17 protein-coding genes, 2 tRNA genes and 1 pseudogene are annotated in these 19636 nt (G+C 44.9%); 12 read left to right on the plus strand and 8 right to left on the minus strand.

What is annotated here, in order from left to right:
* Positions 1–7: 7 nt before the first annotated feature.
* Positions 8–964 carry an IS1595 family transposase gene (locus tag ABV001_RS00110; protein WP_352420922.1) on the minus strand — a complete coding sequence of 319 codons (957 nt, stop codon included), beginning with the start codon at positions 962–964 and terminating at the stop codon, positions 8–10.
* A 235-nt stretch (positions 965–1199) separates the two neighbouring features.
* Between ABV001_RS00110 and ABV001_RS00115 the strand changes: the two genes are divergently transcribed.
* The gene (locus ABV001_RS00115) at positions 1200–1745 is read left to right on the plus strand and encodes a putative outer membrane beta-barrel protein (protein WP_352420923.1); all 546 of its coding nucleotides are present in this window, start codon (positions 1200–1202) and stop codon (positions 1743–1745) included.
* A gap of 118 nt (positions 1746–1863) precedes the next feature.
* Here the strand turns inward: ABV001_RS00115 and ABV001_RS00120 are convergent, their stop codons facing one another.
* The gene (locus ABV001_RS00120; protein ID WP_352420924.1) at positions 1864–3993 is read right to left on the minus strand and encodes a Tex family protein; all 2130 of its coding nucleotides are present in this window, start codon (positions 3991–3993) and stop codon (positions 1864–1866) included.
* Between the two features lie 74 nt (positions 3994–4067).
* Between ABV001_RS00120 and radA the strand changes: the two genes are divergently transcribed.
* The 4 genes from radA (at position 4068) to ABV001_RS00140 (ending at position 6305) form a co-directional block, all read left to right on the plus strand.
* The gene (gene radA, locus ABV001_RS00125; RefSeq protein ID WP_352420925.1) at positions 4068–5435 is read left to right on the plus strand and encodes a DNA repair protein RadA; all 1368 of its coding nucleotides are present in this window, start codon (positions 4068–4070) and stop codon (positions 5433–5435) included.
* A 68-nt stretch (positions 5436–5503) separates the two neighbouring features.
* Positions 5504–5574: transfer RNA gene (locus ABV001_RS00130), tRNA-Cys, on the plus strand.
* A gap of 203 nt (positions 5575–5777) precedes the next feature.
* Entirely contained in the window at positions 5778–6116 is a 339-nt protein-coding gene (locus ABV001_RS00135; protein ID WP_502929809.1) for a cation:proton antiporter domain-containing protein, read from the plus strand.
* Positions 6117–6161: 45 nt separating this feature from the next.
* Positions 6162–6305, plus strand: a complete 144-nt coding sequence (locus tag ABV001_RS00140) for a cation:proton antiporter regulatory subunit (protein ID WP_352420934.1) — start codon at positions 6162–6164, stop codon at positions 6303–6305.
* Between the two features lie 59 nt (positions 6306–6364).
* Here ABV001_RS00140 and ABV001_RS00145 read toward each other — a convergent pair whose 3' ends face one another.
* Positions 6365–6685, minus strand: a complete 321-nt coding sequence (locus tag ABV001_RS00145; protein WP_352420926.1) for a sll1863 family stress response protein — start codon at positions 6683–6685, stop codon at positions 6365–6367.
* 154 nt (positions 6686–6839) lie between these two features.
* Between ABV001_RS00145 and ABV001_RS00150 the strand changes: the two genes are divergently transcribed.
* The 3 genes from ABV001_RS00150 to pgeF are packed head-to-tail and all read left to right on the plus strand — an operon-like array spanning position 6840 to position 9397.
* Positions 6840–7415 (plus strand): adenylate kinase, encoded by a 576-nt coding sequence (locus ABV001_RS00150; protein ID WP_352420927.1) that lies wholly within the window; start codon positions 6840–6842, stop codon positions 7413–7415.
* Positions 7416–7417: 2 nt separating this feature from the next.
* A complete protein-coding gene (obgE, locus tag ABV001_RS00155) occupies positions 7418–8569 on the plus strand; it encodes a GTPase ObgE (RefSeq protein ID WP_352420928.1) in 1152 nt (383 codons plus the stop codon).
* A 9-nt stretch (positions 8570–8578) separates the two neighbouring features.
* Positions 8579–9397: a peptidoglycan editing factor PgeF gene (pgeF, locus tag ABV001_RS00160; protein ID WP_352420929.1), complete on the plus strand. Its 819-nt coding sequence runs from the start codon at positions 8579–8581 to the stop codon at positions 9395–9397.
* Positions 9398–9414: 17 nt separating this feature from the next.
* Here pgeF and ABV001_RS00165 read toward each other — a convergent pair whose 3' ends face one another.
* The 4 genes from ABV001_RS00165 to ABV001_RS00180 all read right to left on the minus strand — a co-directional run bounded on the left by ABV001_RS00165 (position 9415) and on the right by ABV001_RS00180 (position 14418).
* Positions 9415–9990, minus strand: coding sequence for a superoxide dismutase (locus ABV001_RS00165; RefSeq protein ID WP_352420935.1), 576 nt, complete (start codon positions 9988–9990; stop codon positions 9415–9417).
* Positions 9991–10334: 344 nt separating this feature from the next.
* Positions 10335–12428: an ATP-dependent zinc metalloprotease FtsH gene (gene ftsH, locus ABV001_RS00170; protein WP_352420930.1), complete on the minus strand. Its 2094-nt coding sequence runs from the start codon at positions 12426–12428 to the stop codon at positions 10335–10337.
* A 56-nt stretch (positions 12429–12484) separates the two neighbouring features.
* The gene (gene rsfS / locus ABV001_RS00175) at positions 12485–12844 is read right to left on the minus strand and encodes a ribosome silencing factor (RefSeq protein ID WP_323424714.1); all 360 of its coding nucleotides are present in this window, start codon (positions 12842–12844) and stop codon (positions 12485–12487) included.
* A 332-nt stretch (positions 12845–13176) separates the two neighbouring features.
* Positions 13177–14418 carry a 3-keto-disaccharide hydrolase gene (locus tag ABV001_RS00180; RefSeq protein ID WP_352420931.1) on the minus strand — a complete coding sequence of 414 codons (1242 nt, stop codon included), beginning with the start codon at positions 14416–14418 and terminating at the stop codon, positions 13177–13179.
* A 235-nt stretch (positions 14419–14653) separates the two neighbouring features.
* Between ABV001_RS00180 and ribF the strand changes: the two genes are divergently transcribed.
* Positions 14654–15595: a riboflavin biosynthesis protein RibF gene (ribF, locus tag ABV001_RS00185; protein ID WP_502929811.1), complete on the plus strand. Its 942-nt coding sequence runs from the start codon at positions 14654–14656 to the stop codon at positions 15593–15595.
* Between the two features lie 6 nt (positions 15596–15601).
* Here ribF and mltG read toward each other — a convergent pair whose 3' ends face one another.
* Positions 15602–16648, minus strand: a complete 1047-nt coding sequence (mltG, locus tag ABV001_RS00190; protein WP_352420932.1) for an endolytic transglycosylase MltG — start codon at positions 16646–16648, stop codon at positions 15602–15604.
* 124 nt (positions 16649–16772) lie between these two features.
* On the opposite strand from mltG, the gene ABV001_RS00195 reads away from it, so the two are divergent.
* The 3 genes and pseudogenes from ABV001_RS00195 (at position 16773) to ABV001_RS00205 (ending at position 18845) form a co-directional block, all read left to right on the plus strand.
* Positions 16773–16859, plus strand: a tRNA-Ser gene (locus ABV001_RS00195).
* A 396-nt stretch (positions 16860–17255) separates the two neighbouring features.
* A pseudogene (locus ABV001_RS00200) lies at positions 17256–17756 on the plus strand (Arm DNA-binding domain-containing protein); the annotation flags it as partial.
* A gap of 192 nt (positions 17757–17948) precedes the next feature.
* The gene (locus tag ABV001_RS00205; protein WP_502929812.1) at positions 17949–18845 is read left to right on the plus strand and encodes an IS1634 family transposase; all 897 of its coding nucleotides are present in this window, start codon (positions 17949–17951) and stop codon (positions 18843–18845) included.
* The last annotated feature ends 791 nt before the right edge of the window (positions 18846–19636 follow it).

A 19636-nucleotide genomic window follows, 5' to 3' on the forward strand; every position in this document is an offset into this window, starting at 1 on the left:
AATATGATTATCCGCAATATGACCTATTGTAAATTTTCGATTTGAAATCGGGGCTGTACGAGACAGCGGCAATGACCAACCTGTCGAAAAGTTTGTCCGGGAAGAATCTCCGGTTAAACTTATAACAGAATTCATTGAGGTAGTATTGCAGGTATTCTGGTTTGAGTTTATTGTGGTGCACGTCCAGTAGCAGCCGTTTGACATTGCTGATTGCCGTGTGTACCCAGGGAAGCACCTTCTCCACCTCTTCGGGTTTGACAACTTGGGAGGTATGCGAATTTACGAGCTGTTCCAGCTCCACATAGGACGTGGAATCGTCGGTCGTCAGGTCCGAGTCCCCGTCGACACGCTCTTTGACAACTGATGTAATTGTACCGGAATTTAAATCGGGAATGACTTTCATCTTCAGGTGACCTGCTTTCTTGTCCTTGCGTCCCTTCTTCGGGGTATCCCGGGGAGTGCTTTCGCACATTACCAGCACTTTTGTCTTGCTTTGACTGCCCCGTCCCCTTTTCAGGGGTTTATCCTTCTGGTCTTCGGGAACTTCGGAGGTGAAAAAGGCGTCGTCGAGTTCGATCTGGCCGGCAAGCTTGTATTTGTCATCACGTTTACCCATTACTTCACGCAGTTTGCAAACCATCTCCCAGATGGGCTGGTATCGCTTGTGCCCCAATTGCCGGCGAAGTTCTTCCGTGGAGAATGATTTCCTGGTGCTTGTCAGCAAGTGAATGGTAATGAGCCAATAGCGGAAGGGAAGCTTCGAGTTCTCCATCACCGTACCTGAACGCAGTGAGGTACGCGAGTGGCATTTCTTGCATTCATAGCTTGACTTGTTCGCCAGCCAGTAGTGATCCTTACAGTTACACCTTTTGCAGACAATGCCGATCTTGTCGCGCTCCTCCTTGAATTTTTGGAGGCACGCGTTCTCATCGGGAAACTCTTGAATAAATTGAAGTAGGTTCATAATCTATTGATATTTAGACTATAAATATACTACTTTTCTATCATATGAGAAAATATATATCGTTAATTATCAACCGATTTTCCAGCAATTATCCTAATAAATGTTTAGGACTGATTGCGGATAATCATTATACTTTAAACAAAAATTAAAAAGTGATTGTTGTATATACTGTGGCAGGATTGGAATGCCTCAGAAATTAAATAATGTTTATGTAGAATCACTAAAACTTGAAGAAATGAAAAAATTTTTGTTTAGCACTTTATTGGTTTTTGCCTGTTCTATAGGTGTGGCTACTGCCCAACTCCAGAAGGGGAGTACCCTGGTAGGCGGTGGCATCGCGGATCTGAATTTAGGCTTGGGAGATGACGATGTTTTCCAGATTACTTTGACTCCACGTGTAGGTTATTTTATTCAGGATAATGTGGCTGTGGGAGGTAAGGTAGGGCTAGGTTACACTGCCCAACCCGGAGAGGATGCGTATGCCTATAATGTGAATGCATTTGGCCGTTATTATTTCGGAGAAAAAGAATTCAATACCTTGCTGAAGCAAGGCCGTTGGTTTTTGGAAGCCGGAGCGGGAATTGGTGGAGCGAAGGGTGCTGATGTTGGTTTTAATGTGAATTTTGGACCGGGTTATGCTTATTTCCTGACTGATAATATAGCAGTGGAAGGGCTGTTGCTTTATAACGGAATATTTGGTAACGGAAGTTCTAACGGCCTATCTTTGAATGTAGGATTCCAGATATATTTCCCCAGTTCAATGTATAAAAGTCTGAAATAAAAGGTTGTCAATTCGCAGGCAGAATCCTTGCATTCCTGCCTCCTGAATTTATCCTAAAACAAACCCCCATAAGTCAAAAAACTTTTGGGGGTTTCCACTTTCCCACCTAGGCACTCAATCACTTAGGCACATTCTTCATGCTCAACTGGATTCGTTTGCGTTCCAGGTCGATTGACAATACCCTGACCTTTACATGTTGGTGAAGGGATACTACATCGGTGGGGTTGGAGACAAAACGGTCGGCCAGCTCGGAGATATGTACCAATCCGTTTTCCTTGATCCCTACATCTACAAAACACCCGAAATTGGTGATATTGGTCACGATGCCCGGCAGTATCATTCCCTCTTTCAGGTCATTGATGGTGCGGATATTGGGGTCGAACTCCAGAACCTGGACCTGTGTACGTGGATCCCGGCCTGGTTTTTCGAGTTCCTGTAATATGTCGGTAAGCGTTTCTTCTCCTACTGTTTTTGTTTTGTAACGGTTAATGTCAATGGTTTCAATCAGCGGTTTGTTGCGGATCAATTCTTGTACCGTACATTGCAGGTCTTTGGCCATTTGTTCTGCAATCGCATAACTTTCGGGGTGTACGGCAGAGTTATCCAATGGGTTTTCCGCATCGGGAATACGGAGGAACCCTGCACATTGTTCGAAGGCTTTCTCTCCCAGGCGGGGTACTTTCTTCAGTTCCTTGCGTGAGCGGAACGGGCCGTGTTCGGCACGGTAACTCACGATATTTTGTGCCAGTGCCTCTCCCAATCCCGATACATAAGTGAGCAAGTGTTTGCTGGCTGTATTGAGGTTCACTCCGACGAGGTTCACGCAGTTCTCTACTGTCTGGTCGAGTGATCGTTTTAGTTTCGTTTGGTCCACGTCATGCTGGTATTGTCCCACTCCAATCGATTTGGGGTCGATCTTTACCAGTTCTGCCAGAGGGTCGCTCAACCGCCGTCCGATAGAAACCGCACCCCGCACCGTCACATCATATTCGGGAAACTCTTCCCGGGCTGTCTTCGAGGCAGAATAGACCGATGCTCCGCTTTCACTTACCACAAATACTTTCACCTCTTTCTCATACCGCAGGTTGGTGATAAAACGTTCGGTTTCACGGCTCGCCGTACCGTTCCCGATGGCAATGGCGTCGATCCGGTAGGTGGTGACCAGTTTCACTACTTTACCGGCCGATTTGGAGAATTCGTTCTGTGGGGGATGGGGGTAGATGGTTTCGTTATGTAACAGGTTCCCCTGTTCATCTAAACAGACTAACTTGCAACCGGTACGGTAACCGGGATCTACACCCAGGATGCGTTTCTGTCCCAAAGGTGGCGCCAGAAGCAACTGGCGCAGGTTCTCGGCGAAAACAGCGATAGCCGCTTCATCGGCCTGTTCCTTGGAGAGGTTGGCAAACTCTGTTTCTATGGAAGGTTTCAACAGCCTTTTATAGCTGTCGGTTACCGCATCTTCTACCTGGTCGGCCGATTCGGTATCATTCTTTGCATAGCGGGGCACTACCCTGTCGAGGCATTTCTCATCATCAGGAGAAATAGATACCCGCAGAAATCCTTCTGCCTCACCCCGACGGATCGCCAGGAGACGGTGAGAAGGGCAACGTGATAAGGGAGCAGAGAAATCGAAATAGTCCCGGTATTTCTCTCCTTCTTCCTCTTTCCCTTTTCCCACTTTCGAGGTGATGACAGCTTCACGCGCAAACATGTTCCTCACTAACTGGCGTGCGTTGGCGTCTTCGTTCACCCATTCGGCAATAATATCACGCGCTCCTTTTAACGCTGATTCCGCATCGGTTACGTTTTCATTGATAAACTGTGAGGCTTTTGTCTCCACTGAGCCATTCTGCTGGGTCATCAGCCATTTGGCGAGAGGTTCCAGTCCGTTTTTGCGGGCAATTTCGGCACGGGTCTGACGTTTCGGTTTATAGGGTAAGTAAATATCCTCGAGTTCCGTGCCGTCCCAACAACCGGTAATCTGCTTTTCGAGTTCGGGTGTCAGTTTTTCCTGTTCCGAAATCGATTTCAGTACATATTCCTTTCGTTTCCCGAGTTCTATATATTTTTCGTTCAGCTCTTTGATATTGGCTATCTTCACTTCATCCAATCCTCCCGTCACTTCCTTCCGATAGCGACTGATAAAAGGAATGGTAGCGCCTTCCTCCAATAGTTTGATACTGTTCTCTATATTTCTGAGAGGGAGATTCAGTGATTTGGCAATGAGGGTATGAATAACTGACATCTGTGTTTGCAATTTATATAGGCTACAAAAGTACAAGAAATTTCGCTATCTTTACCTTTCTAAACGACGACAATATGGCGAAACTGAAATCTGTCTATTTTTGCACCAGTTGCGGATATGAATCTCCCAAGTGGATGGGGAAATGTCCTGCATGCGGTGAATGGTCCACTTTCGTAGAAGAACTGGTCCGTAAGGATACCCCTTCGAAGCAGGAAGATACCCGTTCTTTCAGGGAGGTCAGGAGCGAACCGATGACGTTGGGTGAGATCAAAGCCGACGAACTGCCGAGGATCGATATGAATGACGGAGAGTTGAACCGTGTGCTGGGTGGAGGATTGGTGCCGGCTTCGGTGGTGCTGATCGGAGGAGAACCGGGTATCGGAAAATCGACATTGGTATTACAAACCATCCTGAAACTCGCCGGTGTGAGGTCACTCTATGTCTCAGGCGAAGAGAGTGCCGGACAACTGAAGCTGCGTGCAGACCGGATCGGTATACCGAATGATAACTGTCTGATCGTTTGTGAGACTAACCTCGATGAGATTTTTAAGCATGTGAGAAAAGTGTCGCCGCAGCTATTGATTATCGACTCGGTACAGACTATGTATAGTGAGGCGTTGGAGTCGTCTCCCGGTAGCATTTCGCAGGTACGCGAGTGTGCTGCCCTTCTTCTCAAGTTTGCCAAGCAGTCGGGCATACCGGTGCTGCTGATTGGCCATATCACCAAAGAGGGGAGCATCGCCGGTCCTAAGATACTGGAGCATATGGTGGATGCCGTGTTGCAGTTTGAGGGTGACCAGCACTATATGTACCGTATCCTTCGTGGCGTCAAGAACCGGTACGGAAGTACCGCGGAACTGGCCATCTATGAGATGAACCGGACGGGGTTACGTGAGGTAAGCAATCCCTCCGAGTTATTGCTTACCCAGAACCACGATGGCCTGAGCGGAGTGGCCATTGCCGCGGCGGTGGAGGGTGTCCGTCCTTTCCTGATCGAAACCCAGGCGTTGGTCAGTACTGCCGCCTATGGTACTCCGCAACGTTCTGCTACCGGATTTGATATCCGGCGGATGAATATGTTGTTAGCCGTGTTGGAGAAGCGTGCCGGATTTAAACTGGCTCAAAAAGATGTATTCCTGAATATTGCCGGCGGTTTGCGCGTGAGTGATCCCGGTATGGATCTCGCTGTTATCAGCGCTGTGCTTTCATCCAGTCTCGATATGACGATAGAAAATGATACTTGTCTTTGCGGTGAAGTTGGCCTGTCCGGTGAAATACGCCCTGTACATCGTATAGAACAACGTATTCAGGAAGCTGAAAAACTGGGCTTTTCCCGTATTCTTATTCCTTCCAATAATCTGAAAGGGTTCAATAAGAAGATGAAGATTGATATCCAGCAGGTGAGGAGGGTGAGTGATGCTTTCAGGCTGTTGTTCTCGTAGGAGAAAAAATGGGAAATCTTTTTTTTATCAAAAAAATATTCTACCTTTGCAGCCTAATTTAGGCTTTTGGTACCTTGGCCGAGTGGTTAGGCGCCGGTCTGCAAAACCGTCGACGGCGGTTCGAATCCGCCAGGTACCTCAAAATTAAAAATCCAACACTGCTTGATGGTGTTGGATTTTTTTCTCCTGTAAAAAAAACATTTTTCTTATTTTTGCGTTTATAATTAGATCACGAGAAAATATTTTCCACCAAAATATAAACACTAAATTGCCCCACTGATCAATATGGGCTCGATGATTGTCATCGGCTATTTTATCGGATAACTATTGGGCTGGTCAACGATGGACAGTATTTTCCTGGGTGGAATGCTTTCAATGTCGTCAACGACAATCATCATCAAGGAATTCAACGACATGGGATTGCAGAAAAAGAAGTTTGCAGGCATTGTTTTCGGCATGTTGATCGTGGAAGATATCGCTGCGATAGTGATGATGGTACTGCTCTCTACCGTGGCGATAAGCCAGCATTTTGAAGGCACAGAGTTGTTCAACAGCGTCCTGAAACCTCTTTTTTATTCTTATCTGGTTTGTTGTGGGTATTTATGTGATTCCTACTTACGCTTTCCATCGCGGTATTATTATTGTTCAGGAGCTTTTGTCTCTCCTTTCATCATGTCGTAGGTTCCGGATATATGGGGCCGCATCTTGTCGGCGTTTGCCACGCTGTTGGTTAGTCTCCTTATTGAGGAATGTGAAGTACCCCAATTATCCCCCAGTGCAGAAAAAACGCTTCGCGAGCTCGATTTTCGCGAACGGACGGGAGTCAATATCGTGGCAATTATCCGGGGATATTCTCTGGCTGGCCGGTGAAAAAAGCAAATTAAACCACTTTGAAGATAACATTAAATAATGCCTTAATTTCCTTATTGTTAGTTGTTTTCTGAGGGTTTTTCTTTTTTGAATGCTTCGTATACCTTGCCGTAATTCTCTTTCCATGCATCAGATACCGAGGCAAAGAAATTAGTGGCGCCTTCTTTTACCGCATCCCATTTGGAATCGGCTATCTGCTCATATTCGTCGAGTTTGGAGGAAAGATTATTTTTCATCTCTTTCAGTTTCTCCAGACGATCATTGTATTCTTCTTTCGCATCGTCGGCAATCTCTCCCGCTTTGTCTTCCAACTTGGTGATGTAGTCGGCCAACTCATTGATCACGTCGATTGTTTTCTGTTTGAATTCTTCTTTTTTCATTATAAGAGTGTTATAAATTATACTTCATAATTAATAAACAGATAACAAATAAATTGGTTCGATTTCAGGAACGTAAGAGATATTAAAAACGGAATCGGGACTGCCGGCAAAGAAATAAAAAATCGTATCTTTGCATCTTAACACAAAAACAGGGATGTTGAATATAGTAATTTTTGGAGCTCCCGGATCGGGAAAGGGGACACAAAGCGCGAAATTAGTTGAGAAATATGCACTCAAACATCTCTCTACGGGAGATATACTGCGCAGCGAGATTAAAGCAGGTACGGAATTGGGAAAGTTGGCGGATTCCTATATGTCGAAAGGACATCTTGTCCCCGATGAGTTAGTGATTGATATATTGGATAGCCTGATCGGCAAACATAGGGATGCCAAAGGATTTATCTTTGACGGATTTCCCCGTACGCTTGCCCAGGGTGAAGCATTGGGTAAAATGTTGGAAAAGCATGGTGAAGGTATAGACGCGGTTCTTAGTTTGGAAGTAGAGGAAGAAGAATTGATCGATCGCTTGTTGAAACGTGGACAGATTTCCGGTAGAACAGATGATAACCGTGAAACCATTGAATCGAGGTTGAAAGTCTACCACTCCCAGACCGAACCGCTCAAGGAATTTTACCGTACACACGGCACATTAAAAAATATAGAAGGGGTCGGTTCTATTGATGATATCTTTGGATCCATCGAGAAAGAGATCGACTGTTTAGAAAAGTAATAATGGCGGAAACAAATTTTGTAGATTACGTAAAGATCTTCTGTCGCTCAGGGAAGGGTGGACGTGGTTCAGCTCACCTGAGAAGGGAAAAATATATACCGAAGGGTGGGCCAGACGGAGGTGACGGAGGTGATGGCGGGAGCATTATTCTTCGTGGTAATCGTAACTACTGGACATTACTCCATCTTCGTTATCAAAGGCATATCTTTGCCGGGCATGGCGAAGGTGGATCGAAGGCCCAACGCTCGGGAAAAAAAGGAGAGAGCAAGGTCATTGAAGTCCCCTGTGGTACTGTTGCCTATGATGCACATACCGGCGAGTATTTATGTGACATCACCGATGACGGGCAGGAGGTGGTTTTGCTGAAAGGTGGCCGTGGTGGCCAGGGTAATGTTCATTTTAAATCGGCTACGAATCAGACACCCCGTTATGCACAACCTGGCGAACCGTATGAGGAACGGTGGATAATCCTTGAGTTGAAATTACTGGCTGATGTGGGATTAGTCGGGTTCCCGAACGCCGGGAAGTCTACTTTGCTTTCGGTAGTGTCAGCCGCAAAACCGAAGATCGCCAACTACCCCTTTACCACGCTCCAGCCCAATTTGGGTATTGTGGCGTATCGCGAAGGGAAATCGTTTGTAATGGCTGATATCCCGGGGATTATTGAAGGTGCCAGTGAAGGGAGAGGGCTTGGTTTGCGTTTTCTCCGCCATATAGAACGTAATTCTTTATTGCTTTTTGTTATTCCTGCTGATGCGGACGACATAAAAAAAGAGTACAATATCTTGCTGAATGAGTTAACCCAGTATAATCCGGAGTTGTTGGATAAAACTCACCTGTTGGCTATATCCAAAGCCGATATGCTTGATGAAGAGCTGATGCAGGAGATGTCATTTGACCTGCCCGACATCCCTTACCTGTTTATCTCTTCTATTACGGGATACGGTATTCCGGCTCTTAAAGACATGCTTTGGCGTGCACTTAATTCGGAAGAGTATGTCCCGATATCGGCGTCACGTGATGCATTGGTACATAGAAATCTCGATATTTCCAACTTCGAATTTGATCCGGAAGAGGAATTTTCTGATGAGAATGCCGGTTTAGAAGAAGATATGGAAGAGGATGAGGATGATTACTTCGAAGAGGACTTTTAGTATTTACCGATGAAACTCCATCCCCAATACAATAATCTGCTTTTGTTCGATCTGTTTGACAAAGAGGAGAATATTACACATTTCACTACTACCCGGGAGGGAGGAGTGAGTGACGGCACCTTTTCTTCCTTTAATATGGGGAATTTTTCTGACGATAATCCGTTAAATATCAGTGAGAATAGGGAAATACTTGCTCGTATGCTCTACACGGATATAAGACGGTTCATCATTCCACACCAGACACATGGAACCGGGGTATTGACGATTGACAGGGATTTTCTAAGTCTCGATCGGGGCAGTGCTGTTGAGACCCTGTATGGGATCGATGCAACTATTACAAAGGAAAAAGAAATCTTCCTTTGCATTACCACTGCCGATTGTGTGCCGGTGATCCTGTATGATAGACGGAATGGGGTGGTTGCAGCTATTCATGCGGGATGGAGAGGTACTGTAGGCCGGATTGTGGAAAAAACCGTCAGGGAAATGGGGCGGCAATTCGGCTCCTCCCCGGGGAATATGATGGCAGGTATTGGCCCGGCCATCGATATGGCGCACTACGAAGTAGGTGATGAGGTCGTAACCCGGTTTTATGATGAGGGGTTCGATCTTTCTGATATTACCCTCTTCACGAGAAAAACTCCCTCCTCCAGATACCATATCGATCTGAAGGAGATCAACAGGAGGGAACTGATCAGACTTGGTGTACATGAAAGCGCGATCGAGAAGAGCCCGTTATGTACATTTGAAAGGGAGGATATTTTCTTTTCTGCCCGCAGGCAAACGATTCACTCAGGAAGGATGCTTACTGGAATTATGATAAAGAGATAAAGAGAGATTGCTCTCATTTAATAACGAGCACTGACTACGTCCCAATCAATTATTTTCCATATTTCTTTCAGGTGGTCGGCGCGACGGTTCTGATAGTCAAGGTAGTATGAATGCTCCCATACATCAAAACCTAAAATAGGAACCAAACCGCTTGTAATCGGGTTGCCGGCATTGCTTTCTTTCAGGATGGAAAGTTTGCCGTCCTGGTCCTTTGCCAGCCATACCCATCCCGAGCCGAATACGGCAACTCCGGCAGCATTGAATTCTTCTTTAAATTTTTCGAACGAACCGAATTGTTCATTGATAGCATCGGCCAGTTTTCCTTTTGGTTCACCGCCACCGTCTTTTTTGAAAGAGGTGAAGTAGATATTATGGTTGAGAATTTGTCCTGCGTTGTTGAAAATAGCGCCGTCACTCTCTTTTACTACAGTTTCAAGATCTGCATTTTCAAATTTCGTACCTACCACTAACTTATTCAGATTATCCACATAGGCCTGATGATGTTTGCCATAATGAAGTTCTACTGTCTGTTTGCTGATAACCGGCTCTAAAGCATCGGTTGCATAAGGTAATTCTACTTTTTCGAATTTCATATTTACACTGTTTTTCGAATTGTCGTTTTCCTTGTTTTTTGCGTTTGAATTGTTACAGCTGATTGCTGACAACGCAAATAACCCTGCCAATAAATAATAATGAATTGTTTTCATACGACTAATTAATTTTTACCGGATATGTTGCCCCGGAACGATTAGCTTAATTGACGATTTGTTGATTAGTGACTATCAAGCTGACACTTTATCACAATTTGCCGTGATTTACCGTGATTATAAATGGACTTAATTGCCAATCGTCTATTATAACGAAAACAGTTTTGAAAATGTTCATTCACATGGGCAGTTTTCAATTTTTGTTACACTATTTCCAGCAGGAGGTACAGCTATTCTTCACTATTTCTATTCTCTTGTTCTTCTTTTTTATTTGGTGAACCGGGAATTGCCTTTTCTTCAGTATCAATGAATATATGATCTCCCGAACCGTGGGGTTTGGAAGGAAGGTGTAGGCCTTCGTCTGAAGATTTATCGTTCTCCAATATCTCCTGAGAGCGCGATATCCAGGGCCGTTTGCCGAATATTTTTTCCAGATCGTCGGAATAAATGATTTCCCTTTCCAACAGGATACCTGCCAATTGGTTATGTCCTGCTGCTTTGTCCTTCAGTATCTGTTTAGCCCTTTCATATTGCTGGTTGATCATTGCCTTCACTTCATTGTCGATCAGTTGGGCAGTCTCATCACTATATGGTTTTGAAAAGGTGTACTCCTGTCCCGTCGAGTCGTAGTAACTCAGGTTGGGCAGTTTTTCACTCATCCCCATATAGGTGATCATAGCATAGGCCTGTTTGGTTACACGTTCCAGGTCGTTCATAGCGCCGGAAGATATTGATCCTATAAACACTTCTTCTGCAGCCCTTCCGCCTAAAAGGGCGCACATCTCGTCGAGCATTTGCTCTTTGGTGGTGATCTGCCGCTCTTCCGGCAGGTACCAGGCTGCCCCCAGTGCTTTACCACGGGGTACGATGGTCACCTTCACCAACGGATTCGCATGTTCCAGGAACCAACTCAGGGTGGCATGCCCTGCCTCGTGGATGGCGATGGATTTCTTCTCATTCTGGGTAATGATCTTGTTCTTTTTTTCCAAACCGCCGACGATACGATCCACAGCGTTCATGAAATCCTCTTTCTCCACGAATTTCTTTTTGTTTCGCGCGGCGATCAGTGCTGCCTCATTGCAGACGTTGGCTATGTCGGCACCCGAGAATCCGGGTGTTTGGCGGGCAAGGAATTCCACATCCACCGATTCATCTATTTTGATGGGACGGAGATGTACTTTGAATATCTCCTTCCGGTCGTTCAGGTCGGGAAGTTCCACGTAGATCTGCCTGTCGAAACGGCCGGCGCGCAGCAGCGCTTTGTCGAGTACATCGGCCCGGTTTGTGGCCGCGAGGATAATTACCCCGCTGTTTGATCCAAAACCATCCATTTCGGTGAGAAGTTGATTCAACGTATTTTCCCGTTCATCATTCGACCCGAAGTTGGTATTCTTCCCACGGGCACGGCCCACGGCGTCAATCTCGTCAATAAATACTATACACGGCGCTTTCTCCTTTGCCTGACGGAACAGATCCCTTACGCGCGATGCGCCCACACCCACAAACATCTCCACAAAATCAGAACCGGAGATTGAAAAGAAAGGAACGTTGGCCTCACCCGCCACCGCTTTTGCCAGTAAGGTCTTTCCTGTTCCGGGAGGGCCTACCAGCAATGCTCCCTTGGGTATCTTTCCTCCAAGGTTGGTGTAATTGTTGGGATTCTTCAGGAATTCCACAATCTCCTGTACTTCCTCTTTGGCTTCGGATAACCCGGCTACATCTTTGAAGGTTACTTTCTGGCTGGAGTCCTTGTCGAACAGCTGCGCTTTCGATTTGCCTACATTGAAAACACCGCCGCCACCTCCGGCACCTCCCTGCATCCTGCGCATCATCCATACCCAGAATACGATGAGCAGGATAAAAGGTGCAAAAGTGATCAATATCCCCCAGAGTTCCGACGTGGTGTCGAAACGTACCTCAATATCATAATTTTTTTCAGTCTTTACATTATCTATAAAGCTCGTTATGGCATCGGTTGAAGGGATTTTTATCAGGATCAGAGGCGATCTCGCTACCTTTCCCGCATCCTCGCCGAAAACATAATTTACAGACTCTTCGCGTACGAGTGCTTCAGCAGTCTCTTTGTTGCTGTAAACTACTATACTTTTTATGCGATTATCCCTGACATATTCCTGAAATTCCGACCATTTTACCTCTTTTACAGTGGTGTCCTGACCGAAAAACCACATCCCCATGAGCAATGCCAATACTACAGCATATATCCAGTAAGGGTTGAACGGTCTCTTGGAATTGTTATTGCCGCCTATCTTAGGTCGCAAAGTAGGCTGTTTATCCTGTTTATTTTCTTTGTTCGTATTGTTCATTTGTGTGACTCTCTATTTCTTCTGAGTTATTGTAACAATTTTTTGAGGATTAAGTTTTAGTCTATGGATGGAATGCGTTCTGACCGGGCATCTTCCCAAAGGTTGTCGATATTGTAAAAGTTGCGCAGGTCGGGTAGGAATATATGTATAATTATGTTGCCATAATCCATCGCGATCCATTCGGCGAGTTGTTGTCCGTGCACGCGGATAGGATTTTCTTTGGTGTTTTTCTTTACGATCTCTTCTATTGAATCGGCCAAAGCGGATACCTGCGTAGGGGTATTGCCTTCGCAAATTACAAAATAATCACAGACAGCCCCCGGTATGCCTTTTAAGTGGATAGTACAAATGTTTTTCCCTTTCTTTTCCTGAATTCCTTCAATAATACTTTGTAAGAGTGCGCTTTTTTCTGTCATTCTTTATTTTAAGTGAGTTGAGCCTACAAAGATAGGCTCTTTTTTTTATATAAAATCGAAATAGGGTGAAAAGTGAAAAGGTGGAAAAGTGAAAAGGTGGTTAAGTGCTTAGGTGATTAAGTGCTTTAGTGGTTAGGTGGAAAGGTAGAAATCTGCGAGTCAGTGAGGGGGGAGATGGAAGACTGGGGGACTCGGAGGGTGGGAGAAGGATAGGATGGCGGATGGGAAAAGTAAAACCCTGTTCTGTATGCAGCACAGGGTTTTACTTTGGCGTGCCGTGAAGCGGGACTGAAGTAGCCGTTTTCCGGTAGCTTGGGTTGTCCGATATAATCTTACAATGTTTTTAACTGAAGGTTTCTCCATAACACTTTAATACCCCCACCGTCATGGATCTGCAATGCGATGCGTCCTTGTGCCTTACCGATCTTATCGTCGGTCAGATCGACCATTTCTTCACCGTTGAGCCAGGTTTTCACATTGTCTCCTTTCACCATAATACGCAGAGTATTCCAGTCGCCCTCTTTCAAAATCTCTTCTTTTTCATCGGGGATTTGTACGAGCCACCCGCGTCCATAGGATTCATAGATGCCGCCGGTATCATGTCCTTTGGGAGCTACTTCCACCTGCCAGCCATTTACAATGGCGCCCGGTTCCACGAATGAACGGATAAAAACCCCGGAATTACCGTCGGCTTCCTGTTTGAATTCGACAGTCAGGTCGAAATCATCGTAGTATTCACGTGTGCCAAGGTATCCATATTGTTTGTCCGGCCCGCTTTCACATACCAGAAGACCATCCTGTACGTACCACTTTTCTGTCCCGTAGATTTCCCATCCATGCAGGTCAGTTCCGTTGAACAGGTTTACTTCTTTAGTCTTACGGGGTAACTCTTTGATCTTTATATTACGGAACCATGCGGCTGAGCCGTGGTCTTGCAGGCAAATCACGCCCTTGTGTGCCAACCCGTATTCGGGAGCGTTTTCCCATTTACCGCTGTGTTTGCGGGTAAACCAGTCCTCCGTCCATGCTTCAAATTCAATCACCTTTTCACCATTGAGCCAGTGTTCCACATGTCCGTTGTCAAAAATAATTTTGGACGTGTTCCATTCTCCGGCCGGTTTGATGTTGGTCTTTGCCGGATCGGTGGTGTGCATGGCATAGTCGGCGCCCGTTTTTTGCCACTCTTCCAATGGTTCGGGGAACCCGAGGTCGTCGATCAATTGGTATTCCGGGCCGGTCACATAGGGAACGGCAAATTTCGGATGTTCTACCACATGATAGAGCATACCGCTATTGCCACCGTCTGCAATTTTCCAGTCCCATACCAATTCAAAATTTTCATACGTTTTCTCGGTAACGATGTAACCGTGTTCATCGGCACCTTCACCCTTGGCCTGTATCATGCCCTCTTCGGCAAACCAGGGAACGGTCAGTTTTTCACCGTTGTAATCGCGCCAACCGTTCATGGTGTTGCCGTCGAACAGTAGTTCCCACCCGTCGGCAATTTCCTGTTGCGTTAGCGTGTTGGACTTTGGTTCACCGGTGCAACCAGTCGCTACAATTATCATACTCATTACAGTAAATAAAATAAATTTAGAATTCATCGCTTCTTTTTTAAAGGATTAAACTTAACAGTGTGATTTTTTTGAATACAAAGGTACTGAAATGATGTTGATGTGAAAGTTTTTCAACTGATTTTTTTAACGATACATCGAACCGGGGTGAAGGATTAAGAAAAGAATCTTTCAATTTTAAACAATGCTTTGCCAAATTCGTTTTATATTCGCAGTTTAATACATAATTTACTCGATTTTGGAATTCATTGATTTAGCTGTAGGGAAAGAGACCGGTGATCTTTCATTTATAGCAACTGTAGGTTTTTTTGATGGTGTACATATTGGTCACAGACATTTGATCGATCAGGTAAAGAGGGAGGCGGCGAGGCGAGGATTGCCTTCGGCCGTGATTACTTTTCCGGTACATCCCCGCAAAGTGTTGCAAACTGATTATCAGCCGGCGCTTTTATGTGGGTTTGATGAGAAAATAGAACAGCTGGCTACCACTGGCATCGACTATTGTATCAGCCTTCCGTTCACGGTGGAGCTCTCGCAACTCTCGGCAAAGGAGTTTATGCAAAAGGTTTTGAAAGAAAAACTCCGTGTGGATACACTGTTTGTGGGTTACGATCACCGTTTCGGGCGTGACAGGGAGGATAGTTACCCGGAATATAGGCAATATGGAAAGGAGATAGGTATGCATGTAATTCTTGCCACAGAATTGCAAGTAGGGGATGATGATGTGAGTTCATCAGAAATACGCCGGTTATTAAAAGGGGGTAAAATCAAAGAAGCCAACGAACTGTTATCCTATAATTACAGGCTATCGGGGAAAATTGTGGAGGGTTATCAGGTAGGCCGTACTATTGGTTATCCTACAGCTAATATGCGGGTTTGGGAACGTTATAAGGTAGTCCCTGAATTGGGGGTTTATGCGGTAATGGTGCACTTACGTGATCTTATCTATCCGGGAATGCTTTATATAGGCAGGCGTCCTACACTGCATACGGACAATGAAATCAGTGTAGAGGTCAATCTTTTCGACTTTAACGGCAATTTGTATAATCAGTCAATGAGCGTGGAGTTTATTGATTTTATCCGCTCTGATCGTAAGTTTGATACCAAAGAAGAATTGGTAGCGCAGATCCATCAGGATAAAGAGTCTGTGAAGCAACGGTTGAAGAATAAAAAGTGATTGTTGCTAATAGAATATTCCCCTTGCATTCAACGCTCTTTGATATGCCGCCGCATTACGAGCGTGTTCGGCATGGGTGGTCGCGAAGTTGTGACGACCGGAGAGGTCGTCTTTTGCACACATGAAAAGATATCTGTGCTCCTGGGGTGACAAGGTGGCTTCTATCGCCTGTATGGAGGGGATGCGGATCGGGCCGGGTGGCAGCCCGTTATTTCTATAAGTATTGTAGGGTGATTCTACCTCGAGATGAATAAATAAAATGCGGCGAAGTGAGAAATCCCCCACTGCGAATTTTACCGTCGGATCAGCTTCCAATCGCATTCCTCGGGTTAATCGGTTGAGGTATAGACCTGCCACGATGGGATATTCATCTATATAAGTAGCTTCTTCTTCCACGATAGATGCAAGGGTAGAGACCTGCACCGGTGTAAGTCCTATTTTTTCGGCTTTTCCTTTTCGGCCTTCATTCCAGAACAGGTCATACTCTCTTTTCATGCGGCTCAGCAGATTGTCGATACTTGTATCCCAGTACACTTCATAGGTGTTCGGGATGAACATTGCGATGAAAGTATATTCGTTGAACCCGAATTTTTCAGCGTTAGCAGGGTCGTTGAGGGCGTTCAGCAGGGAAAGGCTGTCCATCATTAGCTGTTGCGAGATGCGTCCTGCCAGATTCTCCCTGAGGCGTATATTATTAAAAGTGAGATTTACCGGAGCCTGGTTACCCGACCGCAACCTGCGTATTACATCGGGCATTGTCATCCCATCTTCGATGGCGTATCTCCCGGTTTTTACCGCGTTGGGATAATTCATGCGCTCAGCCAGCAGCCGGAAAATCTTTTCAGAGGGAAGGCCCGCCTTTTCATTCAGTTGTCTGATTACATCTTCATAATCCTTTTTGCGGTCGATATGGATGTACGTTGTTTCCGTAAGTGAGAATGGCTGAAAAAGTGTGTTGTACAAGTAAACACCTGTTATAATGAGTGTCGCCAGCAGAAAGCTGATGACCACCAGAGCTGTTCTATTCCTTTTTTTCTTCTTTGTCGTATCCATATGTACATATGATTCATGAGAACCGCTACAAAAATAAAACATTTTCATTTTAAAAAGTCACCTTTTCTTTGACAAGTTAAAAACAAACTTGTATATTTGCATCCGATTTCAGGAATATCCATCAGGAAGTGTGGGTGAGTGGCTGAAACCACCAGTTTGCTAAACTGACGTACGGGTAACTGTACCGGGGGTTCGAATCCCCCCGCTTCCGCTGAAAGGTGTTTAAGTACTCTGAAAATGATTAGTTAAACCCAAAAGCGAAATTCGTAAGTGTCGTAATTCTAATGAGTTACGACATTTTTTTCTTTTTGTGACACTGGTTGCTTAGAGTAGCAACAGAGCATCGAAAATATCTCAAAAAGCTCACAATTGGCTACAATTTGGCTACAGAAAAAGAAACAAAATTAAAATTGTAGCCAAGAGCACTTTGAGAGTGTGTATAGATGACTATCAAATTGCTGTTATTCAAATAATTATCTTGAACTTTGCATCGGTAAGTTTAGAGAAAAAAGAGACAAAAAATCAACTTTTTTAATGGCGTTTTGGCTACAAAAAAGTGTCTGTTTTTTTATTCAAAACCTAAGATGCAACTAAAAAAAACAGTAATATGAAAACAATTTTCAGAACAGTCTTCTATTTAAGGAGCAATTACAAAAACAAAGACGGATTATCGCCCGTTATGATCCGCATTTACTTGAACAATGAACGGCTTCCGATCGGCTCAACAGGCATTGCAGTTAATGCAAAACTGTGGGATAACGACAAAAATAGACTAAAAGGGCGGACTAGCGAAACTCTTAGACTAAACCAGCAGTTAGATAATATTCGATCAGAACTTCAAGGTATCTTTCGAAAGTATGAACTATCAGAAAATCTGAGCCTTGAACTAATCAAATCTGATTTTTTAGGTAAAAAAGACGATTTAGACACTATTTTATCTTTGTTCGAAAAGCATAATAGTGATGTTAGGAGCCAAGTGGGCATCAATAAAACTGTAGCGACTTTGCAAAAATATGAAAATTGCAAGCGGCATTTCACCCATTTTATAAAATCCAAATACAAACGTACCGATTTAAGGCTTTCCGAAGTTACTCCAATTGTCATCCACCACAATCGGGAGACGTTGCCGGGGAATTCATCCAACTGACGGGCGGAGGCCCCCTGGTTCCCATACCTTCTTTTGCCGGCAGAAATGCCTCACAATGCAAATCGGGGAAACAGGGGAGTCCATCGAAGGAGATAAGTGTGGAGTTACGTACTTCCACCGGAACGCTGATCCATATCCGGGGAGAGTGATTTCATACAGGCGCAGGTTTACAAGAACAGCAAGAAGGTGTTCACCCGCAATACCGGTGTCATATATTACGACTGCACGAACTATTTCTTCGAGAGCGAACAGGAGAGCGGCCTCAGGCAGTACGGGGTGTCCAAGGAACACCGTCCGAGCCCGATCGTGCAGATGGGCCTGTTCATGGACATGGACGGGATGCCGCTTGCCTTTGAGATCAATCCGGGAAACACCTCGGAACAGGGAACGATGCTTCCCCTGGAGAAGAAACTCAACGGGAACTTCAAAATATCCAAAATAGTGGTCTGCACCGACGCGGGTCTCTCCTCGTACGAAAACAGGAAAGGCAACAACGTGGGCAAAAGGTCGTTCATCAGCCAGGCCAGTTACACCCCGGAGGGGGAACTGGCACCCATGACCAGCTATACCCTCGACATGGAGATGGTCGAACAGGAAGAGCGCTTTGACGGTTACTATGGCGTATCTACAGACCTGTCCGACAACGAACCCTCCATACTCAAGTATAATGGTTTCCGATGGAAGCTGGAGGATTGCTTCAGGGTACTGAAGACGGACTTCGAGGCCAGACCCGTGTTCCTGCAGAGGGATGACAGGATAAAGGCGCACTTCCTCACATGTTTCCTCTCCCTGCTGATAATCAGGCTACTGGAAAAGAAGGTCAACAGGGCCGGACAGAAGTTCTCCGTCAGGAAGATCAGCGACACCCTGGCCGGGATGGACTTCTGCAGCATACCGGGAGAGGGGTTCGTGCCCACATACACCAGGACCACGCTCACCGACCACCTGCATGCTTCGGCAGGATTCAGGACAGACTACCAGATAATCACCAAAAAGGAAATGAGAAAAATAATAGCATCCACCAGAAAAAAAGATGAAAATAATTATTGACACCGTTTATGTACCACAAAGTTGGTAAATTTTAAAGACCCAAAATCACCACTACAGCAACTCCAGGCCTTGATATTTGCAAATCCAACTGTCAAACTTGAGAATATAGCTGTTTTTTTTATTTTTATCAATACGTTTTGTGTTTTTGTGGTAAATTATCTTGTGTTTTTGTGGCGGATTATTTTGTGTTTCTGTGATAATCGCTTTGATTATTTTGTTATAATGAACTTCCTTTTGTGATATAAGATGTTAGATTTTAAATATACAAATTCAATTTATGTAAAGAAAACAGGCAAGCAAAAACCACCCGACCGGCGTAGTCCGCTCGACTTAATTTTTACTTGCCCCTTTTATGCCGAAATACTGCCAAATCCCGATAATTGTTCGTCTGCGGCACATCGTCCGATTTATTTGAAGCCGTTCAATCACTTCGTTTCAATCAGGCTCAAAAAATCAGCCGACAAGCCTTGACGAAATCGGAGATAGGAAAAAGAAAGCCCGATAAACGCCAAACTTGTTTGGCATTTATCGGGCTTATGTTTATTTTTCAAAAGATTATTTTCTCCCCGTTTTAGGACGAGATATGTAAAAGGCAAAAAATAAAAACGTTATTTCTATCTATTAATTCAACACTTCTTTGCCATTGAAAGAAATCCATAGCGCAGTGACCCCGTTCGCCAAGTCGTCGTTGACCCTCTAAAAATTTTCTATATTGCCCCGTATAAGTCCTGGCCGACGGGGTCATTTTAATTTTAGTTTATTTATTCTTTCCTGCCTTCATTTTGCGCACG

The sequence above is a fragment of the Proteiniphilum sp. genome (assembly GCF_040307845.1).
Lineage (GTDB): Bacteria > Bacteroidota > Bacteroidia > Bacteroidales > Dysgonomonadaceae > Proteiniphilum.